Origin of the sequence: Conyzicola sp. (assembly GCF_046714715.1) — a bacterium.
GTDB lineage: Bacteria > Actinomycetota > Actinomycetes > Actinomycetales > Microbacteriaceae > Conyzicola.
On sequence record NZ_JBKKAD010000078.1, the window covers coordinates 1 to 19,150 of the forward strand.

16 protein-coding genes are annotated in these 19,150 nt (G+C 67.6%); 5 read left to right on the plus strand and 11 right to left on the minus strand.

Going from position 1 to position 19,150, the window contains the following annotated elements:
* The 4 genes from ACLQ6X_RS06310 to ACLQ6X_RS06325 all read right to left on the minus strand — a co-directional run.
* A partial coding sequence (locus tag ACLQ6X_RS06310) for a hypothetical protein (protein ID WP_411699322.1) occupies positions 1–549 on the minus strand: 549 nt, incomplete at its 3' end.
* Positions 546–1,499, minus strand: a complete 954-nt coding sequence (rsmH, locus tag ACLQ6X_RS06315; RefSeq protein ID WP_411699323.1) for a 16S rRNA (cytosine(1402)-N(4))-methyltransferase RsmH — start codon at positions 1,497–1,499, stop codon at positions 546–548. The genes ACLQ6X_RS06310 and rsmH, both read right to left, overlap by 4 nt.
* Positions 1,500–1,602: 103 nt before the next feature.
* Positions 1,603–2,034: a division/cell wall cluster transcriptional repressor MraZ gene (mraZ, locus tag ACLQ6X_RS06320; protein ID WP_411699324.1), complete on the minus strand. Its 432-nt coding sequence runs from the start codon at positions 2,032–2,034 to the stop codon at positions 1,603–1,605.
* Positions 2,035–2,267: 233 nt separating this feature from the next.
* Complete coding sequence (locus ACLQ6X_RS06325) at positions 2,268–2,639, minus strand: DUF3040 domain-containing protein (RefSeq protein ID WP_411699325.1); 372 nt, start codon at positions 2,637–2,639, stop codon at positions 2,268–2,270.
* Between the two features lie 77 nt (positions 2,640–2,716).
* Here ACLQ6X_RS06325 and ACLQ6X_RS06330 point away from each other — a divergent pair, with 77 nt between their 5' ends.
* Entirely contained in the window at positions 2,717–3,835 is a 1,119-nt protein-coding gene (locus ACLQ6X_RS06330; RefSeq protein ID WP_411699326.1) for a polyprenyl synthetase family protein, read from the plus strand.
* Between the two features lie 52 nt (positions 3,836–3,887).
* On the opposite strand, the gene ACLQ6X_RS06335 is transcribed toward ACLQ6X_RS06330, so the two are convergent.
* Positions 3,888–4,226 (minus strand): Rv2175c family DNA-binding protein, encoded by a 339-nt coding sequence (locus ACLQ6X_RS06335; RefSeq protein ID WP_411699327.1) that lies wholly within the window; start codon positions 4,224–4,226, stop codon positions 3,888–3,890.
* Between the two features lie 188 nt (positions 4,227–4,414).
* On the opposite strand from ACLQ6X_RS06335, the gene ACLQ6X_RS06340 reads away from it, so the two are divergent.
* Together ACLQ6X_RS06340 and pknB are read left to right on the plus strand one after the other, a co-directional pair.
* Positions 4,415–5,773 carry a LysM peptidoglycan-binding domain-containing protein gene (locus ACLQ6X_RS06340; RefSeq protein ID WP_411699328.1) on the plus strand — a complete coding sequence of 453 codons (1,359 nt, stop codon included), beginning with the start codon at positions 4,415–4,417 and terminating at the stop codon, positions 5,771–5,773.
* A 79-nt stretch (positions 5,774–5,852) separates the two neighbouring features.
* Entirely contained in the window at positions 5,853–7,823 is a 1,971-nt protein-coding gene (gene pknB, locus ACLQ6X_RS06345) for a Stk1 family PASTA domain-containing Ser/Thr kinase (RefSeq protein WP_411699329.1), read from the plus strand.
* 58 nt (positions 7,824–7,881) lie between these two features.
* Here pknB and ACLQ6X_RS06350 read toward each other — a convergent pair whose 3' ends face one another.
* The 3 genes from ACLQ6X_RS06350 to ACLQ6X_RS06360 all read right to left on the minus strand — a co-directional run bounded on the left by ACLQ6X_RS06350 (position 7,882) and on the right by ACLQ6X_RS06360 (position 11,071).
* On the minus strand, positions 7,882–9,252 hold the full coding sequence (locus ACLQ6X_RS06350; protein WP_411699330.1) for a class II 3-deoxy-7-phosphoheptulonate synthase: 1,371 nt from the start codon (positions 9,250–9,252) through the stop codon (positions 7,882–7,884).
* Positions 9,253–9,346: 94 nt separating this feature from the next.
* Positions 9,347–10,093, minus strand: coding sequence for a lysophospholipid acyltransferase family protein (locus ACLQ6X_RS06355; protein ID WP_411699331.1), 747 nt, complete (start codon positions 10,091–10,093; stop codon positions 9,347–9,349).
* Positions 10,094–10,123: 30 nt separating this feature from the next.
* Positions 10,124–11,071, minus strand: a complete 948-nt coding sequence (locus tag ACLQ6X_RS06360) for an ROK family glucokinase (protein WP_411699332.1) — start codon at positions 11,069–11,071, stop codon at positions 10,124–10,126.
* A 115-nt stretch (positions 11,072–11,186) separates the two neighbouring features.
* Here ACLQ6X_RS06360 and ACLQ6X_RS06365 point away from each other — a divergent pair, with 115 nt between their 5' ends.
* The gene (locus ACLQ6X_RS06365; RefSeq protein WP_411699333.1) at positions 11,187–13,010 is read left to right on the plus strand and encodes an AMP-dependent synthetase/ligase; all 1,824 of its coding nucleotides are present in this window, start codon (positions 11,187–11,189) and stop codon (positions 13,008–13,010) included.
* Between the two features lie 16 nt (positions 13,011–13,026).
* Here ACLQ6X_RS06365 and def read toward each other — a convergent pair whose 3' ends face one another.
* The 3 genes from def to ACLQ6X_RS06380 form a co-directional block, all read right to left on the minus strand.
* Positions 13,027–13,521: a peptide deformylase gene (def, locus tag ACLQ6X_RS06370; protein WP_411699334.1), complete on the minus strand. Its 495-nt coding sequence runs from the start codon at positions 13,519–13,521 to the stop codon at positions 13,027–13,029.
* A 4-nt stretch (positions 13,522–13,525) separates the two neighbouring features.
* On the minus strand, positions 13,526–14,878 hold the full coding sequence (locus ACLQ6X_RS06375) for a MinD/ParA family protein (RefSeq protein WP_411699335.1): 1,353 nt from the start codon (positions 14,876–14,878) through the stop codon (positions 13,526–13,528).
* Positions 14,879–14,954: 76 nt separating this feature from the next.
* Positions 14,955–18,359, minus strand: a complete 3,405-nt coding sequence (locus tag ACLQ6X_RS06380; RefSeq protein WP_411699336.1) for a pyruvate carboxylase — start codon at positions 18,357–18,359, stop codon at positions 14,955–14,957.
* Positions 18,360–18,426: 67 nt separating this feature from the next.
* On the opposite strand from ACLQ6X_RS06380, the gene ACLQ6X_RS06385 reads away from it, so the two are divergent.
* A partial coding sequence (locus ACLQ6X_RS06385; protein WP_411699337.1) for a ParA family protein occupies positions 18,427–19,150 on the plus strand: 724 nt, incomplete at its 3' end.

Sequence of the window (19,150 nt, forward strand, 5' to 3'; positions counted from 1 at the left end):
CACCTGACCCGCACTTGCCGCGGCGGCCGCGGCGGCCGCGTCCGCGGCTGCCGCCGGGTCGACGGTCGGCGTCGCGGTGACGAGCGGGACTCCCCCGAGCAGCGAGTTCGGTACCAGGCTTCCGGCGCTGCCGGTGATGACGCTCTCTCCCGCGTCGGCCGCGGCGGCGGTGCCCAGGATGGCCCCGTCGGCGAGACGCAGGAAGACCGGGTTGGTGTTGCTGAGCACCATGCCGAGAGACTCGGCTTGAGTGGCGAGGTTCTGCGGGGACGAGAGCATGTCGAGCTGTTCGCTGAGCGCCTGCTGCTCGCGTCCGAGGTCGCGCTGCGAGGTCTGCAGCGCCGCGATGCGGTAGGCACCGTCGGAGACGACGATGCTCAGCAGCAGCTGTGCGATGAACAGCACGAAGAGGCCGCCGACGGCGACGGCCGCGTAGACCGCGCGAGGACGGGCGCGGCGCTGGGCACGGCTCGAGACGATCTCGATGTGGCGCGGGTGCTGTTCTTCGGCGGGTGCGCGCAGCGGTGTGGCGAAAGCAAGGTTGCTCACGTGATTCTCCTCAGTCGTTCGGCGGCGCGCAGTCGCACGGGTGTCGCTCGGGGGTTGAGAGCCTTTTCGGCCTCGGACGCGAGTTCGGCTCCGCGCACGAGCAGCTTCAGTTCGGGGCGGTGTTCGGGCAGCTCGACCGGCAGTCCGGCCGGGGCCGTCGACGCCGAGCGTGCCGCCAGGATGCGCTTCACGATGCGGTCTTCGAGCGACTGGTAGGAGAGCACGACGATGCGGCCTCCGACCTCGAGCGTGTCGATAGCCGCGGGGATGGCACGCTCGAGAACGGCCAGCTCCTGGTTCACCTCGATGCGGAGAGCCTGGAACACCCGCTTCGCCGGGTGACCCGCTCGCTGCACTGCCGCGGGCGTCGCGGCGATGATGACCTCGACGAGCTGCGCCGAGCGCACGAACGGTTCGCTCTCACGGCGCTGCACGATCTTGCTGGCGTACCGCGGGGCGAGCTTTTCCTCGCCGTAGTCGTAGAAGATCCTGCGCAGCTCGAACTCGCTGTACTCGGCGAGGATCCGCTCCGCGGTGAGCGGCGACGTGGCATCCATGCGCATGTCGAGCGGAGCGTCCTTGGAGTAGGAGAAACCGCGGTCGACCTCGTCCAGCTGCAGCGAGGAGACGCCGAGGTCGAAGAGGTAGGCCGATACCTCCGCGATTCCCAGGGTCTTCAGCGCGTCGGGGATCTCGTCGTAGACGGCGTGCACGAGGTGCACGCGGTCGCCGAACGGGGCGAGACGCTTTCCGGCGATCGCAAGGGCGTCGGTATCGCGGTCGATGCCGACGAAGGTGATGTCGGGGAAGCGGGTGAGGAACGCCTCGGCGTGTCCGCCCATGCCGAGGGTGGCGTCGACGAGCACGGCTCCGTCGCGTTCGAGGGCGGGGCTCAGAAGCTCGATGCTGCGCTCGAGGTTCACCGGGGTGTGGATGTCGTTGTCGCTCATAATCTTTCGGTTTCTTGCCTCACTGGCACTGATCCCCATCCGGAGTGACCTGACATCGGGGAAGAAAGTCAGGGCAAATCGGCTGGGAGTCACTGCCGGCGATCTAGAAGAGTCCGGGGATCACCTCCTCGTCGGTGTCGGAGAACGCGGCCTCGGTGCTCTCGTAGTAGGCGTTCCAGGTCTCGGTGTCCCAGATCTCGGCGCGGCTGCCCGCCCCGATGATCGTGAGTTCGCGGCCGAGGTTGGCGTACTCGCGCAGCGTCGCCGGGATGGTGACGCGGTGCTGGTTGTCGGGTCGTTCCTGACTGGCGCCCGAGAGGAAGACGCGCAGAAAGTCGCGCGCCTGCTTGTTCGACACCGGGGCCTGGCGGATCTTCTCGTGCACGCTCTCGAACTCGCGCTCGGTGAAGACGTAGAGGCATCGTTCCTGACCGCGCGTGATGACGAGCCCGCCGGAGAGCTCGTCGCGAAACTTCGCGGGAAGGATGACGCGACCCTTGTCGTCGAGCTTGGGGGCGTAGGTGCCAAGAAACACGGAACACTCCCCTTCACTCCCGGCCCGGATGGATTACCTCCACTTTACTCCACAATCCACCACAAAACTAGGAAACTGCGGATATATTCCCGTTCTGGGGTCAAAGTTCTCAGTAATCTCGCGAGATTGCGTGGTGGAGGGAAATGGAGCCGTTTGGGCTGTATCAGGCCGATTTTGGGCACAAAAAAAGGACCGACCCGAGGGTCGGTCCTGCTTTTGACGACTGTGAGGGTCTAGCGCCCGCGTTCGCCCTGGCGCTTGTCCCAGCGATTGCCGAGGCCGTCCATGAACCCGGTGGCCTTGGTCGGCTTACCCGGCTTGCGCTCGGGTGCCGCGGCTTCGAGCCTGCGGGGCGGTGCGATGGCGAGGAGCACCCCGCCGAACATGATGATGAATCCGAGCACGCCCACAAGCGGCTGCTGGATGACGACACCGACGAGCAGCGTGGCGATACCGAGTACCGCGAGCAGGGCTCCGACGACTACGACGGTGTAGTTGGGCTTGCCTCTGCGCTGGCCTACTGTGGCGACGAAATCGGCGTCGTTTTGGTAGAGACCCCGCTCCATCTCTTCCAGGAGACGCTGCTCCTGCTCGGAAAGTGGCATCCTGATCCCCTCCGGCTCGGATTGTTGACGCGATTGAGTTCAATGTTACGCCTCGCGAGGCTCGCTAGGCTATGAGTGTGGCTGAGAGTACGCGGTTAGTTGATCTGGTTCAAGAACGTATAGACGAATTTCTGGAGGATCGGGCACCGCAACTGACGGCTATCGCCCCAGAAATCGATGATTTCCTCGGTTTCTCGCGGGATCTGCTCTCGGGGGGTAAAAGATTCCGGGCGCTCTTCTGCTACTGGGGCTGGCATTCCGTGAGTACACCGGGAATCGGGTTCGACGTCGCCGAAGACGTCACAAGCGTCGATTTCCCCTCCGTCGTGACCGCGGCCGCAGCGCTCGAGGTGTTCCACGCGGCCGCGCTCGTACACGACGACATCATGGACAACTCCGACACGCGCCGCGGCCGCCCGTCGGCCCACAAACGGTTCGAGGCCCTGCACACCGAGAACGCCTGGCTCGGCAGCGCCCGCACCTTCGGCGACTCGGCGGGCCTCCTGCTGGGCGACCTCCTGCTCGGCTGGAGCGACGAGGTCTTCGATTCGGGACTGCGCACGCTCTCCGACCCGGAGGCGGCGTCGGCGGCGCGCAGAGAATTCAATCTCATGCGCACCGAGGTGACGGTGGGCCAATACCTCGACATCGTCGAGGAGAACGCGTGGCGCAACCACCCCGAGAGCGAGCTGCTCCCCCGCGCCCACCGGGTCATCGTCTACAAGTCTGCGAAGTACAGCGTCGAAGCCCCGCTCGCGATCGGCGCGGCACTGGGCGGCGCCACCGCAGAGCAGACCGATTCGCTGCGCGGCTTCGGCCTACCCCTTGGGGTGGCGTACCAGCTGCGCGACGACCTGCTCGGTGTATTCGGCGACCCACAGGTCACCGGCAAGCCGGCGGGCGACGACCTGCGCGAGGGCAAGCGAACGGTCATCATCGCTCTCGCCCGCACCACGCTGCCCGCGAACGCGCGCACCCTGCTCGACGAGCTGCTCGGCGACCCAGAGCTCGACGCGCAGCAGGTGCAGGTGTTGCAGGGCATCATCCGTGAGAGCGGCGCGATCGACAGGGTGGAACGCATCATCGCCCACAACGTGGGGTTGGCGCGGGCGGCGCTGCAGGACGCTCCGTTGAGTGCCAGCGCGAGGGCTCAGCTGACCCAGCTGGCCGACACGGTCATCCAGCGCACGGCCTAGTCACGGCGTTAGACCGCTCTAGTCAGCCCTGCACTTGTTAGCCCAGTGCTTGTTAGCCCAGTGCTTGGGCGACGCGTCGGACTTCGGCCTTGCGCCCGGCGCGAAGTGCCTCGATCGGGCTGACACCCAGGCTGTCTTCCGGGTTCAGCAGCCAGTCCATTGCCTCGTCGTCGGTGAAGCCGCTGTCGCCGAGCACAACGAGGGTTCCACGGAGCTCGCTCATGGGCTCGCCGTCGACGATGAACGCCGCGGGTACCTTCCACACGCCGTCAATCTTTCGGGCGAGAAGAGCGCGATCTTCGATCAGTCTGCGTACCTGGCTGACCTTGATTCCGAGCAGTTCAGTGAGGTCGGGAACGGTGAGCCACGTGGCGTCGGGGGTATCAGTCACTCCTTAAGCCTGCCACGGCCGGGGCGGTTTCGCCGGTAGCGACGTGGCCGACACACCGTGTTTCGAGCAGATTAACCCGAGTCACATCAGCCACACTGATTGACTCTCATATACATCTGTGCCACTTTTGACTAGTCGCACCGCCATTGTGTGCGGCACTTCCTGGCCGGGAGCAACACGGGGAACTTATGTCACACAACTTTGAGCACGACACGCAGACCACAGCTGGAACGATCCTGTCGGGCCTCGTGCCCACTCCCGCTTCACCGTTCGTGCGGCCGGTCGCCTCGCGCGACCAGAGCAACCTGCGCAGGACGATGTCTGCCACGATGCCCATCCTCGTGGTCGGCTCGCTCGCCCTGTCGATGAACCTCACCGGCCCGATCGAACGGGTGGAAGCCAAAGCCCCGTCGAACGACAAGGCCCACAAGCCCGCGCAGCCCGCCGACGTCGCGGTCGAAGACGCGGGGGTTCCCGTCGCGGAAACGACACCGCAGGGCGAGGTCAGCACCGCGGCCGCGCCAGCCAGCTACCGCGTCGCCGCCGGCGACACCGTCAGCAGCATCGCCGGCCGCTACGGCCTGTCGACGGCATCCGTACTCGCACTCAACGGTCTCGGCTGGAAGTCCACCATCTTCCCCGGCCAGCAGCTCAAGCTGAACTCGGGCGCGGCGACCGCCGCCCCCACGCCGATCGCGGCCGCTCCGACCGCGGCCGCCACCGGCGGGCGCTACACCATCGTCAGCGGAGACACCGTCAGCCGCATCGCGTCGAAGTTCGGCGTCACCACGCAGGCGATCCTCAGCGCCAATGGCCTCGCCGGCTCGAGCATCATCTACCCCGGACAGTCGCTCGCCATACCGGGCGGCGCGACCTCGGCAGCCGCTCCGGTGAAGGCGAGCCCGGTCTCCGCACCGGTCACCGCCGCCCCCGTCGCGTCATCCGGCACCTACACAATCGTCTCGGGCGACAACCTCACAAAAATCGCGACCAAGCTCAAGGTGAGCCTGTCGTCCCTGCTCGCCGCGAACAACCTCACGGCAAAGAGCGTCATCTTCGCCGGCCGCACTCTCACCGTTCCCCGCGCGGTCACCGCCCCCGCCGCGGCCACCCCGACCGGGAGCACCGGCGCGATCACTCTCCTCGACGGCGAGATGGAGGCCAACGCGCGTGTCATCGTGTCGGTGGGCCGCAGCCTCGGCGTCAGCGACTACGGCATCGTCATCGCGCTCGCCACCGCCATGCAGGAGTCGAGCATGCGCAACCTCAACTACGGCCACCTCGACTCGGTGGGGCTGTTCCAGCAGCGCCCGAGCTCCGGCTGGGGTAGCGTCGGTCAGCTCACGAACGCGACCCACGCCGCGAAGCTCTTCTACGGCGGACCGAGCAACCCGAACAAGGGCATCACCCGCGGCCTTCTCGATATTCCGGGGTGGTCGTCGCTCACGGTGACCCAGGCCGCTCAGAAGGTGCAGATCTCGGCGTACCCCGACGCCTACGCGAAGTGGGAAACCTCCGCGCGCTTCTGGCTCGCCGACCTGAAGTAACCGTGACCCGCCCGACCGGGGTTGGCGAACACCCCGTGTTGGGAGGGGTCTTGCGGCCTGCGAACTTTAGACTGGCCACGTGAGCACGCAGACTACCGACCCGATGATTGGCCGTCTCATCGACGGCCGCTATCAGGTCAAATCGCGCATCGCCCGCGGCGGCATGGCGACCGTGTACCTGGCGACCGACCTGCGCCTCGAGCGCCGCGTCGCGATCAAGATCATGCACGGCCACCTCGCCGACGACAGCCAGTTCAAGGAACGCTTCATCCAAGAGGCCCGCAGTGCCGCGCGTCTCGCCCACCCCAACGTCGTCAACGTCTACGACCAGGGCCAGGACAGCGACATGGCCTACCTGGTCATGGAGTACCTCAACGGCATCACGCTGCGCGACCTGCTCACCGAGCACAAGATCCTCACCCCCGAGCAGACCCTCGATATTCTCGAGGCCGTGCTCGCGGGGCTCGCCGCCGCCCACAAATCGGGCATCGTGCACCGCGACCTCAAGCCGGAGAACGTGCTGCTCGCCGACGACGGACGCATCAAGATCGGCGACTTCGGCCTCGCCCGCGCCGTGAGCGCGAACACGGCGACCGGCGCCGCCCTGCTCGGCACGATCGCCTACCTCTCCCCCGAGCTCGTCACGCGCGGCATCGCCGACGCACGCAGCGACATCTACGCCATCGGCATCATGATGTACGAGATGCTGGCGGGCGAGCAGCCGTTCCGCGGCGAGCAGCCGATGCAGATCGCGTACCAGCACGCCAACGACTCCGTTCCCACGCCGAGCACCAAGAACCCGAACGTGCCGGCCGAGCTCGACGAGCTCGTGCTCTGGGCCACGGCGCGCGAGCCCAACGAGCGCCCGCGTGACGCGCGCGTCATGCTCGAGCAGGTCATCGAGACCCAGAACCAGCTGCAGACGGCGCTGCCCACCGGGTCGACCTCGATCATCCAGCGAACCACCGTGCTTCCCGCCGCGGGATTCGCGGCCACGACCTTCGGAACCGGCGACCAGACGCAGGTCATCCGCGCGCAGCAGCCCTCCGGTCCGGTCGCCCCGGTCTCCGACGCGACCGCAGCACTCACCGCCCAGGCCGCCAAGCGGCGCAACCGTGCCTGGTGGTGGATCGTCCTGTTCATCCTGCTGGCAGGCGCCGCGGGCGGAGTCGGGTGGGCCCTCAGTTTCGGACCGCTGTCGCAGGTGACGGTGGCGCCCGAAGACGTGATCGGTCAGACCCCGGATGTCGCGGCGACAGCCCTCACCGACGCGGGGCTCGCCGTGGCCGACTCACGCGACGAGGTGTTCTCCGTCGATGTGCCGGCCGGGAGCGTCGCCGAAACCGACCCCGCCCTCGGCGTCCCCCTGGCGCGCGACACCGTCGTGGCGCTGAAGATCTCCAAGGGCCCGCAGCCCGTGGCCGTGCCCGAGTTCACGGGGCTGGCCGAACAGGCCGCGAAGGATCTCGCGACGACGACCGGTTTCCAGCCCACCGACAGCGAACGGCGGTTCGACGACGAGGTCGCCGAGGGCACCGTGCTCGCGACCTACGGCGTGGCGCCCGACGGGGCGCGTATCCAGCTCACCACCGGCAACGAGTACTTCGACCAGAAGCCGGTGACCTTCCTCGTCTCGGCCGGTGCTCTGCCGAACGTCACCGGGCTTCCCGTCGACGACGCGATCGCGCTGCTGGGCACGAAGAACATCAAAGCCACCGAGCTGCCGGAGCGGGTCTTCAACAACGATGTGGCAGACGGCGCAGTCGTCAGCATGCAGCCGGTGACGGCGGACACCCCGCTCGCCCCCGGCGACGCCGGAGTCAACCTCGTCGTGTCGAAGGGGCCTGACCTGGTCGAGGTGCCCGATGTCGTGGGGTTGTCGATTGCCGCCGCACGCGAGGCGTTGGAAGCAGCCGAGTTCACGGTGAAGGTCAACAGTGGACTCCCCTCTGCCTTCCAGAGCGATCCGCGGGTTGTGGTCACCAGCGTCAAGCCGGGCGACGAGAGAGTTCTGCGCGGCACAGAGATCACCATCGTCGCGAACTACTAGCCAACCAACGACAAAGGCCGGCCCGCTCCCGCGGACCGGCCTTTCTCACGTTTGGTGCTTAGACCGCGGCGAGTTCTTCCGCGACGAGGAAGGCCAGCTCGAGCGACTGCATGTGGTTAAGGCGGGGATCGCAGAGCGACTCGTAGCGGGTGGCGAGGTCGGCCTCGTCGATGTGCTCCGATCCGCCGAGGCACTCGGTGACGTCGTCGCCGGTGAGTTCGATGTGGATGCCGCCCGGGTGGGTGCCCACGGCGCGGTGTGCCTCGAAGAAGCCCTTGACTTCGTCGACCACGTCGTCGAAACGACGGGTCTTGTAGCCGGTCGACGTGGTGAGTCCGTTGCCGTGCATCGGGTCGGAGACCCAGAGCGGCGTGGCCTCGTGCCCCTTGATTGCCTCGAGCAGCGGCGGCAGCGCGTCGCGCACCTTGCCGGCACCCATGCGCGTGATGAACGTGAGGCGGCCGGGTTCGCGGTCGGGGTCGAGTTTGTCGATGAGGCGCAGCATGTCGTCGGGGCTCGTGGTCGGGCCGAGCTTCACGCCGATCGGGTTGCGCACGCGCGAGAAGTAGTCGATGTGGGCGCCGTCGAGGTCGCGGGTGCGCTCCCCCACCCAGAGGAAGTGCGCGCTCGTGTTGTACGGCGTTCCGGTGCGGGAATCGATTCGGGTCATCGGGCGCTCGTAGTCCATGAGCAGGCCCTCGTGGCTCGCGTAGAAGTCGACGCGCTTGAGCTCCTCGAAGTCCGCTCCCGCGGCCTCCATGAACTTGATGGCGCGGTCGATGTCGCGGGCGAGCAGTTCGTAGCGCTTGTTCGCCGGGTTGCGGGCGAAGCCCTGGTTCCAGCGGTGCACCTCGCGCAGGTCGGCGAAACCGCCCTGCGTGAAGGCGCGCACGAGGTTCAGGGTGGAGACGGCCGTGTGGTACCCCTGCACGAGGCGCTGCGGGTCGGGGGTGCGCGACTCGGCGGTAAACGGGTAGCCGTTGACGATGTCGCCGCGGTAGGCGGGCAGGGTCACGTCGCCGCGGGTCTCGGTGTCGGTGGAGCGCGGCTTGGCGAACTGGCCGGCCATGCGACCCATCTTCACGATGGGCATGGATGCACCGTAGGTGAGCACGACGGCCATCTGCAGGATGGTCTTCACCCGGTTCTTGATCTGCTCGGCGGTTGCGCCCGCGAAGGTCTCGGCGCAGTCGCCGCCCTGCAGCAGGAACGCGTTGCCGGCGGCAGCCCGGCCGAGCTTGCCCCGCAGCTCGTCGACCTCGCCGGCGAAGACGAGGGGCGGGAAGCTCGCGATCTGGCTGCTCGCCTCGGCGACAGCCGCGGCATCCGGCCATTCTGGCTGCTGCTTGATGGGCAGTTCACGCCAATAGTCGAGCCCGGCGATCACTGCTGGATCGGCGAGAACGACTTGCTCTGACGGGTCTACCACGGTGTTTTCCTTCGTTGGGGATGGGACTAGGCGGGCACGACGGCCCGACTACCGAGCTTATCGGCACGGGCGCGGGGTGGTACGGCGTGCGCGCTCAGCGCTTCGCGGCGGCGCCGGGCTTCGCGGCAGTGCCGGTCTTCGCGGCGGCACCGCTCTTCGCAGCGGCACCGAGGCGGTCCTTCACGCTCGACGCATAGATGTCGACGTACTCCTGGCCGCTGAGGCGGTTGAGCTCGTACATGATCTCGTCGGTGATCGAGCGCAGGATGAACCGGTCGCCCTCGAGCCCGGCGAAGCGGGAGAAGTCGAGCGGCTCGCCGACGACGATCCCGATGCGCTGCACCTTGGGGATCTTGGTGCCGATCGGCATGACCTTCTCGGTGTCGATCATCGCTACGGGAACGACGGGCACGTTGCCCTCGAGGATCATTCGGGCAACGCCCGTGCGGCCGCGGTAGAGCTTGCCGTCGGGGCTGCGGGTTCCCTCGGGATAGATGCCGAGCACCTCGCCGTCGTGCAGCACCTTGAGGCCGGTGTTGAGGCTCGCCTCGGAGGCCTTGCCGCCGGAACGGTCGATGGGCAGCATGCCCGTGCCGTTCATAAACGCCTTGGTGGCCCAGCCCTTGAGGCCGCGCCCCTTGAAGTAGTCGCTCTTGGCGAGGAAGAAGATGCGGCGGTCGAGCACGAGCGGCAGGAAGACCGAGTCGATGAAGGAGAGGTGATTGCTCGCGATGATGACGCCACCCTTTTTCGGGATGTTGTCGAGACCGGTCACCCAGGGACGGAACACCGTCTTCAGGATCGGTCCGGCCACGAGGTTCTTCATGAACCAGTAGAACATCGTTATCTGCCTCCGCTTTGGGTCACTACTCTAACGCTGGCCCGCGTGGATGCGTGCGAGGTCGGCCGCGCCGACCACTCCCGCGTCGTTCACGAGCTCCGCGATCACGAAGCCGGGCTCCGGGTGGTAGCCGCGAGCGGGAAGGTGCTGCAGGAACGATTCACGGATCGGGTCGAGCAGCAGGTCTCCGGCCACGGACACGCCGCCGCCGAACACGAACACCTGCGGGTCGAGCACGGCGGCGAGAGAGGCGCAGGCCTGCCCGAGCCAGCGACCGAGCTCCTGCAGGGCGTTCACGGCGCCGGGGTCGCCCGCGGCGATCATCTGTCCGACGATGGTTCCGTTGAGCTCGCCGTGGCGCGAGCGCGCATCGGCGAGGGCCAGGCCGATGCCCCCGGCGTCGGCAATGCCGTTCGCCATGCGCAGCAGGGCGCGGCCCGAGCCGTACTGCTCGATGCAGCCGCGCGCGCCGCAGCCGCACGGCAGACCGTCGGGCACGACGCGCAGGTGGCCGAGTTCGGCGCCGGCACCGAAGCCGCCGCGGAACAGGCGGCCCTGGGTGACGATGGCGCCGCCCACACCCGTGCCGATGGTGAGCATCGTCATGTCCGTGAGCAGGCGCCCGGCGCCGAAGCGGAACTCGGCCCACCCGGCCGCGTTGGCGTCGTTGTCGATCGTGATGGGGAGGCTGACGCGCTCGGCGATGTAGCGCTGCAGCGGCTCGTTGCGCCAGTCGATGTTCGGGGCGTAGTACACGGTGGACTGGCCGGCGTCGACGAACCCGGCCGCCGCCACTCCTGCCGCGACGACGTCGTGACCGGTCTGCAGCCTCGTGATCATGGCCGACACGATCTCCACGATCTGCGCCGCATCCCCCGCCGGTGTCGGCTGGCGGTCTTCGGCAATGATCTCGCCGTTCTCGCTCACGAGCGCTCCGGCGATTTTGGTCCCGCCGATGTCTATTCCGATGGCATGCACAACAAGCCAGTCTAGTTAGCCGCGGCACACCCCGGCGACTTAGCTCCGTCGGCGGTGGCAAACCACATTAGAGTAGGGAAAGTCAAGCAGTCCGACCGGTGCCAAAGGAGATACCGTGACCGAATACTTCGTCCCACCCGTGGTGGAGCCGGATCCCGACGCCAACGCGACCGATCTTCTGGTCGCCCGTGTCAAAGCGACGCCCACCGAGCCGCTCTTCGCCCTCCCCACCGCCGACGGCGGCTGGTCGGATCTCTCGGCCGAGGAGTTCCTGCGCCAGGTCGTGGCCCTCGCCAAGGGCTTCATCGCGAACGGCGTGGAGCCGGGCGACAAGGTCGCCTTCATGTGCAAGACCCGCTACGAGTGGACGCTCGTCGACTTCGCGCTCTGGTTCAGCGGCGCCATCATGGTGCCGATCTATGAGACCTCGTCGCCCACTCAGGTGCTGTGGAACCTCACCGACTCCGGCGCGACCTCGATCATCCTCGAGACCGCCGACCACTTCGCCAAGTTCGACGAGGTGCGCGGCGATATCGACGCGATCGAGAACGTCTGGCAGGTCGACCTCGGAGACCTGAAGAAACTCGCGGCGTCGGGGGCGGATGTCACGGACGCCGAGGTAGAACGCCGGCGTTCGATCGCCGTCGGTTCCGACGTTGCGACGCTCATCTACACGTCCGGGTCGACCGGCCGCCCCAAGGGTGTCATCCTCACCCACTCCAACTTCGTGGAACTCACGCGCAACGCCGCGGTCGTGATGCACGAGGTGCTGGCGCCCGGGTCATCCACTCTTCTCTTCATCACCACGGCGCACATCTTCGCGCGCTTCATCTCGGTGCTGTCGATCCACGCCGGCGTCAAGGTCGGTCACCAGCCCGACACGAAGCTGCTGCTGCCGTCGATGGCCTCGTTCCGCCCGACCTTCCTGCTGGCCGTGCCCCGCGTGTTCGAGAAGGTCTACAACTCGTCGGAGCAGAAGGCCGAGAGCGGCGGCAAGGGCAAGATCTTCCGCAAGGCGGCCGACGTGGCGATCGCGCACTCGAAGGCGCTCGACGCGGGCTCCGTGCCCCTCGGCCTGAAGGTGCAGTTCGCGCTATACGACCGGCTCGTGCTGAGCAAAATCCGCGCGGCACTCGGCGGACGGGTGAAGTTCGCCGTCTCCGGTTCCGCGCCCCTCGGGCCGCGCCTCGGACACTTCTTCCGCAGCCTCGACCTGCGCATTCTCGAGGGCTACGGACTCACCGAGTCGACCGCCCCCGCGACGGTGAACCTGCCGGACAAGTTCAAGATCGGCACCACCGGGCCGGCGCTGCCGGGTGTCGGCGTGCGCATCGGCGACGACGGCGAGATCTCGGTGAAGGGTGTGAACGTCTTCGGCGGCTACTGGAACAACCCCGAGGCCACCGCGGAGGTCATGGACGGCGAATGGTTCACGACCGGCGATATCGGATCGCTCGACTCCTACGGCTACCTCACCATCACCGGCCGTAAGAAGGAGATCATCGTGACCGCGGGCGGCAAGAACGTCTCCCCCGCGGCGCTCGAGGATCCGATTCGCGCCAACCCGCTCGTCGGCCAGGTCATCGTGGTGGGCGACAAGAAGCCCTTCATCGCCGCCCTCGTGACGCTCGACGGCGACATGCTGCCGACCTGGCTCAAGAACAACGGCGAGGACACGTCGCTGACCCTCGCCGAGGCATCCGTCAACCCGCGGGTCGTCGCCGAGATCCAGAAGGCCATCGACGCGGCGAACGCGCTCGTGTCGCGGGCCGAGTCGATCCGCAAGTTCGCGATCCTGAAGACCGAGCTCACCGAGGCTAGCGGACACCTGACGCCGAAACTCAGCATCAAGCGTGCAGTGATCCTCGAGGACTTCGCGCAGGAGATCGCCGACCTCTACAGCGACAACAACGCCACGATGGGGCTGAGCCTGAAGTAGCGCGGCCTGAAGTACGCTACGCCCACCACTCCGACTGGCGGATGAGCTTCATCGCTTCACGCTTGGCCTCGGGTTCGAGGCCCTCGATGAAGAGGTGGCCGTCGAGGTGGTCGGTCTCGTGCTGGAGGGCCTGGGCCATGAGCCCGTCGCCCTTCAGCTCGACCGGGTTGCCCTCGAGGTCGATGCCGGTGACGCGGGCGTAGGGGTAGCGCAGTCGCGGAAAGTAGAAGCCGGGCACCGAGAGGCAGCCCTCGTCGACGATCTCGGGCTCGCCCGAGACCTCGACGAGCACCGGGTTGATGATGTACCCGACGACGTCGTCGACGTTGTAGCTGAAGGCGCGCTGGCCGACACCGATCTGGTTCGCGGCGACGCCCGCGCGTCCGGGAACGCGGACCGTGTCGAGCAGGTCGCCGACGAGCGTGGCGGCTTTCGCGTCGCCGGGGCGGATCGGGTCGCACGCGGACCGCAGAACGGGGTCGCCGAAGAGGCGGATCTCTCGAACAGCCACGGCGCTAGGCGTTACGGCGAACGGGCAGGCCGTCGGCGACGAGCGCCGCGAGCTCACGGGCCGCATTGCGCGTGATGGGACGTAGTTCGCGGTAGTTCACGACGGAGCCGGCAGCGAGCTGCGGGTCGTACGGGATGCGCACGATCTCGCGCACGCGCGAACGGAAGTGGGCCTCGATCTCCTCGAGCTTGATCAGGTTGGTGCCCTGCGTCGCCGTGTTGAGCGCCACGATGGCATTGCGCACGAGGTCGCCGTAGCCGTTCGCCTCGAGCCAGGTGAGGGTCTCCGACGCCAGCCGGGCCTCGTCGACGCTGCCGCCGGACACGATCACGATCGAGTCGGCACGCTGCAGGGTGGCGCGCATCACCGAGTGCACGATGCCCGTGCCGCAGTCGGTGAGCACGAGCGAGTAGTAGCGCTCGGTGAGGTCGGCGACGACGTTGTAGTCGTTCTCGTCGAACGCCTCGGACAGCAGCGGGTCGGTGTCTGACGCGAGCACGTCGAGGCGCGTCTCGTCGCGGGAGACGAGGGTCGAGAAGTCGGTGAACCCGTTGATCGACGGCGCACGGGTCACGACGTCGCGCACGGTGGCACGGGTCTGCTTGTTGATGCGCTCGGCGAGCGTTCCGCGGTCGGGGTTGGCATCGATCGCAACGATGCGGTCTTCGCGCGCATCGGCGAACGCCATGCCCATGATCGTGGTGATCGTGGTCTTTCCGACGCCGCCCTTGCGGGTGAGCACGGGCACGAAGCGCGCTGAGCCCTCCCACTGCTTGTCGATGCGGGCCTCGACCGCCTTGCGCTCGCGAACCTTCTGCGAGTCGCCGAGGTTGATCGTGTGCAGCGAGGCCGCGTAGACGAATGCCGGCCAGCCGCCCTCCGGCGCGTGCCGACGCTTGCCCTTGGTCTCGAGCAGGCGGTCGGCGGTGAGCATCGCCGCGGTCTCGGGAGCGTTCGACGTCTCGCCACGGAGGCGGTCGCGCCGGCTGTACTGGCGGTCGGCCGTGGGCAGCTCTGGGATGACCTTCGGCTCTACGACAGGCTCTTCGGGATGGATGGTCACGTCTTCGGCGACGACCGAGATGGTGGTCGTCGTCGGGTCGGCGCTGAGAACGACCTCTCCGGGGTTGATCGTGTTCTCGTCGATCGCGACGGCGACCTCGTGCTCGGGCGCGGAGTGCACCGGCGCGGGAAGCTCGACGTTGACGGTCAGGCTCTCGGGCAGGGCGGCAGCGAGGTCGGCACCCGAGTCGTCGGCGAGTTCGCTGTGGAACTCTCCTGTTTCGGGGGTGGGGTCGGTGGTCTCGTCGTCGAGAACCTGGATCGACCCGTCTTCCCTTTTGCGTCTAATAGCCACGGCGGCATTCCCTTTCGGTGCAGTACAACCCTCAGTTTACTGCCCGAGCCGCCGTGGCCCGCTCCGGAGTGCGAAACTACTTCGCCTTGACCTCGAGCAGCAGGTCGCCGCCGTCGACCTGCTGCGTCTTCGGGATGGCGAGACGCACCACGGTTCCGGCGACGCTCGAGGTGATCGCGGCCTCCATCTTCATGGCCTCGATGGTGGCGACGCTCTGGCCGGCCTCCACCGTGTCGCCCACCTCGACCTGCACCGTGACGACGCCCGAGAACGGCGCCGCGACGTGACCGGGCACCGCGGCATCCGCCTTCTCGGCGCTCGCGCTGGTCACCGAAATGCTCGTGTCCCGCACAAACACGGGGCGCAACTGGCCGTTGAGGGTGGCCATCACCGTGCGGATGCCCTTGTCGTCGGCGTCGCCGATGGCCTCGAGCCCGACGAAGAGACTCACGCCCTTGTCGATCTGCACGACGTGCTCGACGCCCTGGTGCAGCCCGTAGAGGTAGTCGGTCGTGTCGAGCACCGAGAGGTCGCCGTAGTTCTCGCGCACCGACTCGAAGGTCTTCGCCGGAGCGGCGAAGAGCAGTCGGTTCAGAGCGGCACGACGGGTTTTGGGGTCGCTGTCAAGGGCCTCCCGATCGGATGCGCTCAGCTCTTCGACGCCGATTTTAACCGTGCGGCCGGCGAGGACTTTCGACCTGAACGGCTCCGGCCATCCGCCCGGCAGTTCTCCCAGCTCGCCGGCCATGAAGCCGATGACCGAGTCGGGGATGTCGTACTTCGAGGGGTTCTCTTCGAAGTCGGCCGGGTCGGCGTCGGCGGCGGCGAGGGCGAGGGCGAGGTCGCCCACCACCTTCGACGACGGGGTCACCTTCGGCGGGCGTCCGAGCATCTCGTTGGCCGCGGCGTAGAGGTCTTCGATCTTCTCGAAGTGGTCGGCGAGGCCGAGCGCGATCGCCTGCTGGCGCAGGTTCGAGAGCTGGCCGCCGGGGATCTCGTGCCGGTAGACGCGTCCGGTCGGTCCGGCGAGACCGGACTCGAACGGCTTGTAGACGTGGCGCACGGCCTCCCAGTAGGGCTCGAGGTCGCTCACGGCACGCAGCGAGAGGCCGGTGTCGCGCTCGGTGTGGGCCAGCGCGGCGACGAGGGCCGAGGCCGAGGGCTGGCTCGTGGTGCCGGCCATAGGGGCGCTGGCAACGTCGACCGCGTCCGCTCCCGCACGGGCGGCAGCGAGCAGTGTGGCCAGCTGGCCGCCTGCCGTGTCGTGGGTGTGCACGTGCACCGGCAGGTCGAAACGCTCGCGCAGGGCCGTGACGAGCGTCTCGGCGGCTCCCGCGCGCATCACGCCGGCCATGTCCTTGATCGCCAGCACGTGCGCGCCGGTGTCGACGATCTGTTCGGCGAGACGCAGGTAGTAATCGAGGGTGTAGAGCTTCTCGGCGGGATCGAGCAGGTCGCCCGTGTAGCAGAGCGCCACCTCGGCGAGCGTGCTCCCGGTCTCGAGTACCGAATCGATCGCCGGGCGCATCTGCGAGACGTCGTTGAGCGCGTCGAAGATGCGGAAGATGTCGACGCCGGTCGACGCGGCCTCGCGCACGAACGCGTCGGTCACCTCGGTCGGGTACGGCGTGTAGCCCACCGTGTTGCGGCCGCGCAGCAGCATCTGGATGTTGATGTTCGGCAACGCCTCACGCATCGAGGCCAGGCGCTCCCACGGGTCTTCCCCCAGGAAGCGCAGTGCGACGTCGTAGGTCGCGCCGCCCCAGGCCTCGACCGACAGCAGCTCGGGCGTCATGCGGGCGACGTGCGGCAGCACAGCGACGAGGTCGCGGGTGCGCACGCGGGTGGCGAGCAGCGACTGGTGCGCGTCGCGGAATGTCGTGTCGGTCACGGCGAGTGCGGTCTGCGCGCGCAGGGCGGTCGCGAAACCGACCGGGCCGAGCTCGAGCAGCTTCTGCCGGGATCCCGCGGGCGCGTCGGCCTCGAGGTCGACGACGGGCAGCTTGACCTGCGGGTTGATGAGGCCGGCGCCGTCGCCGTTGGGCTGGTTGACGGTCACGTCGGCGAGCCAGTTGAGGATCTTGGTGCCGCGGTCCTTCGACTGGTGCGAGTTGAGCAGCTGGGGGCGTTCCTCGATGAACGAGGTGCTGAGGTCGCCGGCGATGAAGTCGGGGTCGTCGAGCACGGCCTGCAGGAACGGGATGTTCGTGGAGACGCCGCGCAGCCGGAACTCTGCGAGTCCGCGCCGGGCCCGCGTGACGGCGGCGGCGAAGTCGCGGCCGCGGCAGGTCATCTTCACGAGCATCGAGTCGAAGTGCGGCGAGATCTGCGCGCCGGCGCTCACCGTTCCGCCGTCGAGGCGGATGCCGGCGCCGCCGGGCGAGCGGTAGGTCGTGATCTTGCCGGTGTCGGGGCGGAAGCCCGCTGCCGGGTCCTCCGTGGTGATGCGGCACTGCAGAGCGGCACCGCGCAGGTGGATGTCGGGCTGTTCGAGGCCGAGCTCGGCCAGACTCTGGCCGAACGCGATGCGCATCTGCGACTGCACGAGGTCGACGTCGGTGACCTCCTCGGTCACGGTGTGCTCGACCTGGATGCGCGGGTTCATCTCGATGAAGAAGTGCTTGCCGGCGCGCTCCCCCACCGTGTCGAGCAGGAATTCCACGGTTCCGGCGTTCACGTAGTCGATCGACTTGGCGAACGCGATGGCGTCGCGGTACATGGCCTGGCGGATGTTCTCGTCTAGGTTCGGCGCGGGGGCGACCTCGATCACCTTCTGGTGGCGGCGCTGCACCGAGCAGTCGCGTTCGAACAGGTGCACCGTCGAGCCGTGCGCGTCGGCGAGGATCTGCACTTCGATGTGCCGCGGGCGCACGACGGCCTGCTCGAGGAACATCGTCGCGTCGCCGAAGGCGCTGTCGGCCTCGCGCATCGCTTCCTCGAGCGCTCCCCTGAGTTCTTCCTGTGTGTTCACGCGACGCATTCCGCGTCCGCCACCGCCCGCCACGGCCTTCGCGAAGATCGGGAAACCGATATCGGCGGCCTGCGCGAGCAGCAGTTCGATGTCTTTCGACGCGGGCGTCGACTTGAGAACGGGAACGCCTGCGGCGATCGCGTGCTCCTTCGCGGTTACCTTGTTGCCGGCCATCTGCAGCACCTTGGTGGGCGGGCCGATGAAGGTGATGCCAACCGCCGCTGCGGCCTGGGCGAGTTCGGGATTCTCGGAAAGGAAGCCGTAGCCCGGGTAGATGGCGTCCGCGCCGCACTCGACCGCGACGCGGATGATCTCGTCGACGTCGAGGTAGGCGCGCACCGGGTGACCGGGCTCACCGATCTGGTACGCCTCGTCGGCCTTCAGCCGGTGCATCGAGTTTCGGTCTTCGTAGGGGAACACCGCGACGGTCTTCGCGCCGAGCTCATAGGCAGCGCGGAAAGCGCGGATCGCGATTTCACCACGGTTGGCGACGAGTATCTTCTTGAACAATTGAGCCCCTTCGGCACACCGCAGACGTTTAGGTTCTTTAAGACTAGTGAAGGTATCGTCGTTACTCGTGCATGTACTCAGCGTCAGTTCCCTCAAGGGGGGCGTGGGCAAGACCACGGTCACCCTTGGACTCGCCTCTGCCGCCTTCGCAAAAGGCCTGCGAACCCTGGTGGTCGACCTCGACCCTCAAGCCGATGTCTCGACCGGCATGGACATCGATGTCACCGGTCGCCTCAACATCGCGGATGTGCTCGCGTCGCCGAAAGAGAAGGTCGTTCGCGCGGCGATCGCCCCGAGCGGCTGGACCCGCGGACGTCCCGGCAAGATCGACGTTCTCATCGGCTCCCCCTCGGCCATCAACTTCGACGGTCCGCACCCGAGCATCCGGGAGATCTGGAAGCTCGAGGAGGCCCTCGCCAACGTCGAGAGCGACTACGACCTCGTTCTCATCGACTGCGCCCCGTCGCTCAACGCCCTCACGCGCACCGCGTGGGCCGCGAGCGACCGCGTGACGGTCGTCACCGAGCCCGGCCTGTTCTCGGTGGCCGCCGCCGACCGCGCCCTGCGCGCGATCGAGGAGATCCGCCGCGGACTGTCGCCCCGACTGCAGCCGCTCGGCATCATCGTGAACCGCGTGCGCATCCAGTCGCTGGAGCACCAGTTCCGCATCAAGGAGCTGCGCGACATGTTCGGCCCGCTCGTGCTCAGCCCGCAGCTGCCCGAACGCACGTCGCTGCAGCAGGCGCAGGGCGCCGCGAAGCCGTTGCACGTGTGGCCCGGCGAGAGCGCCG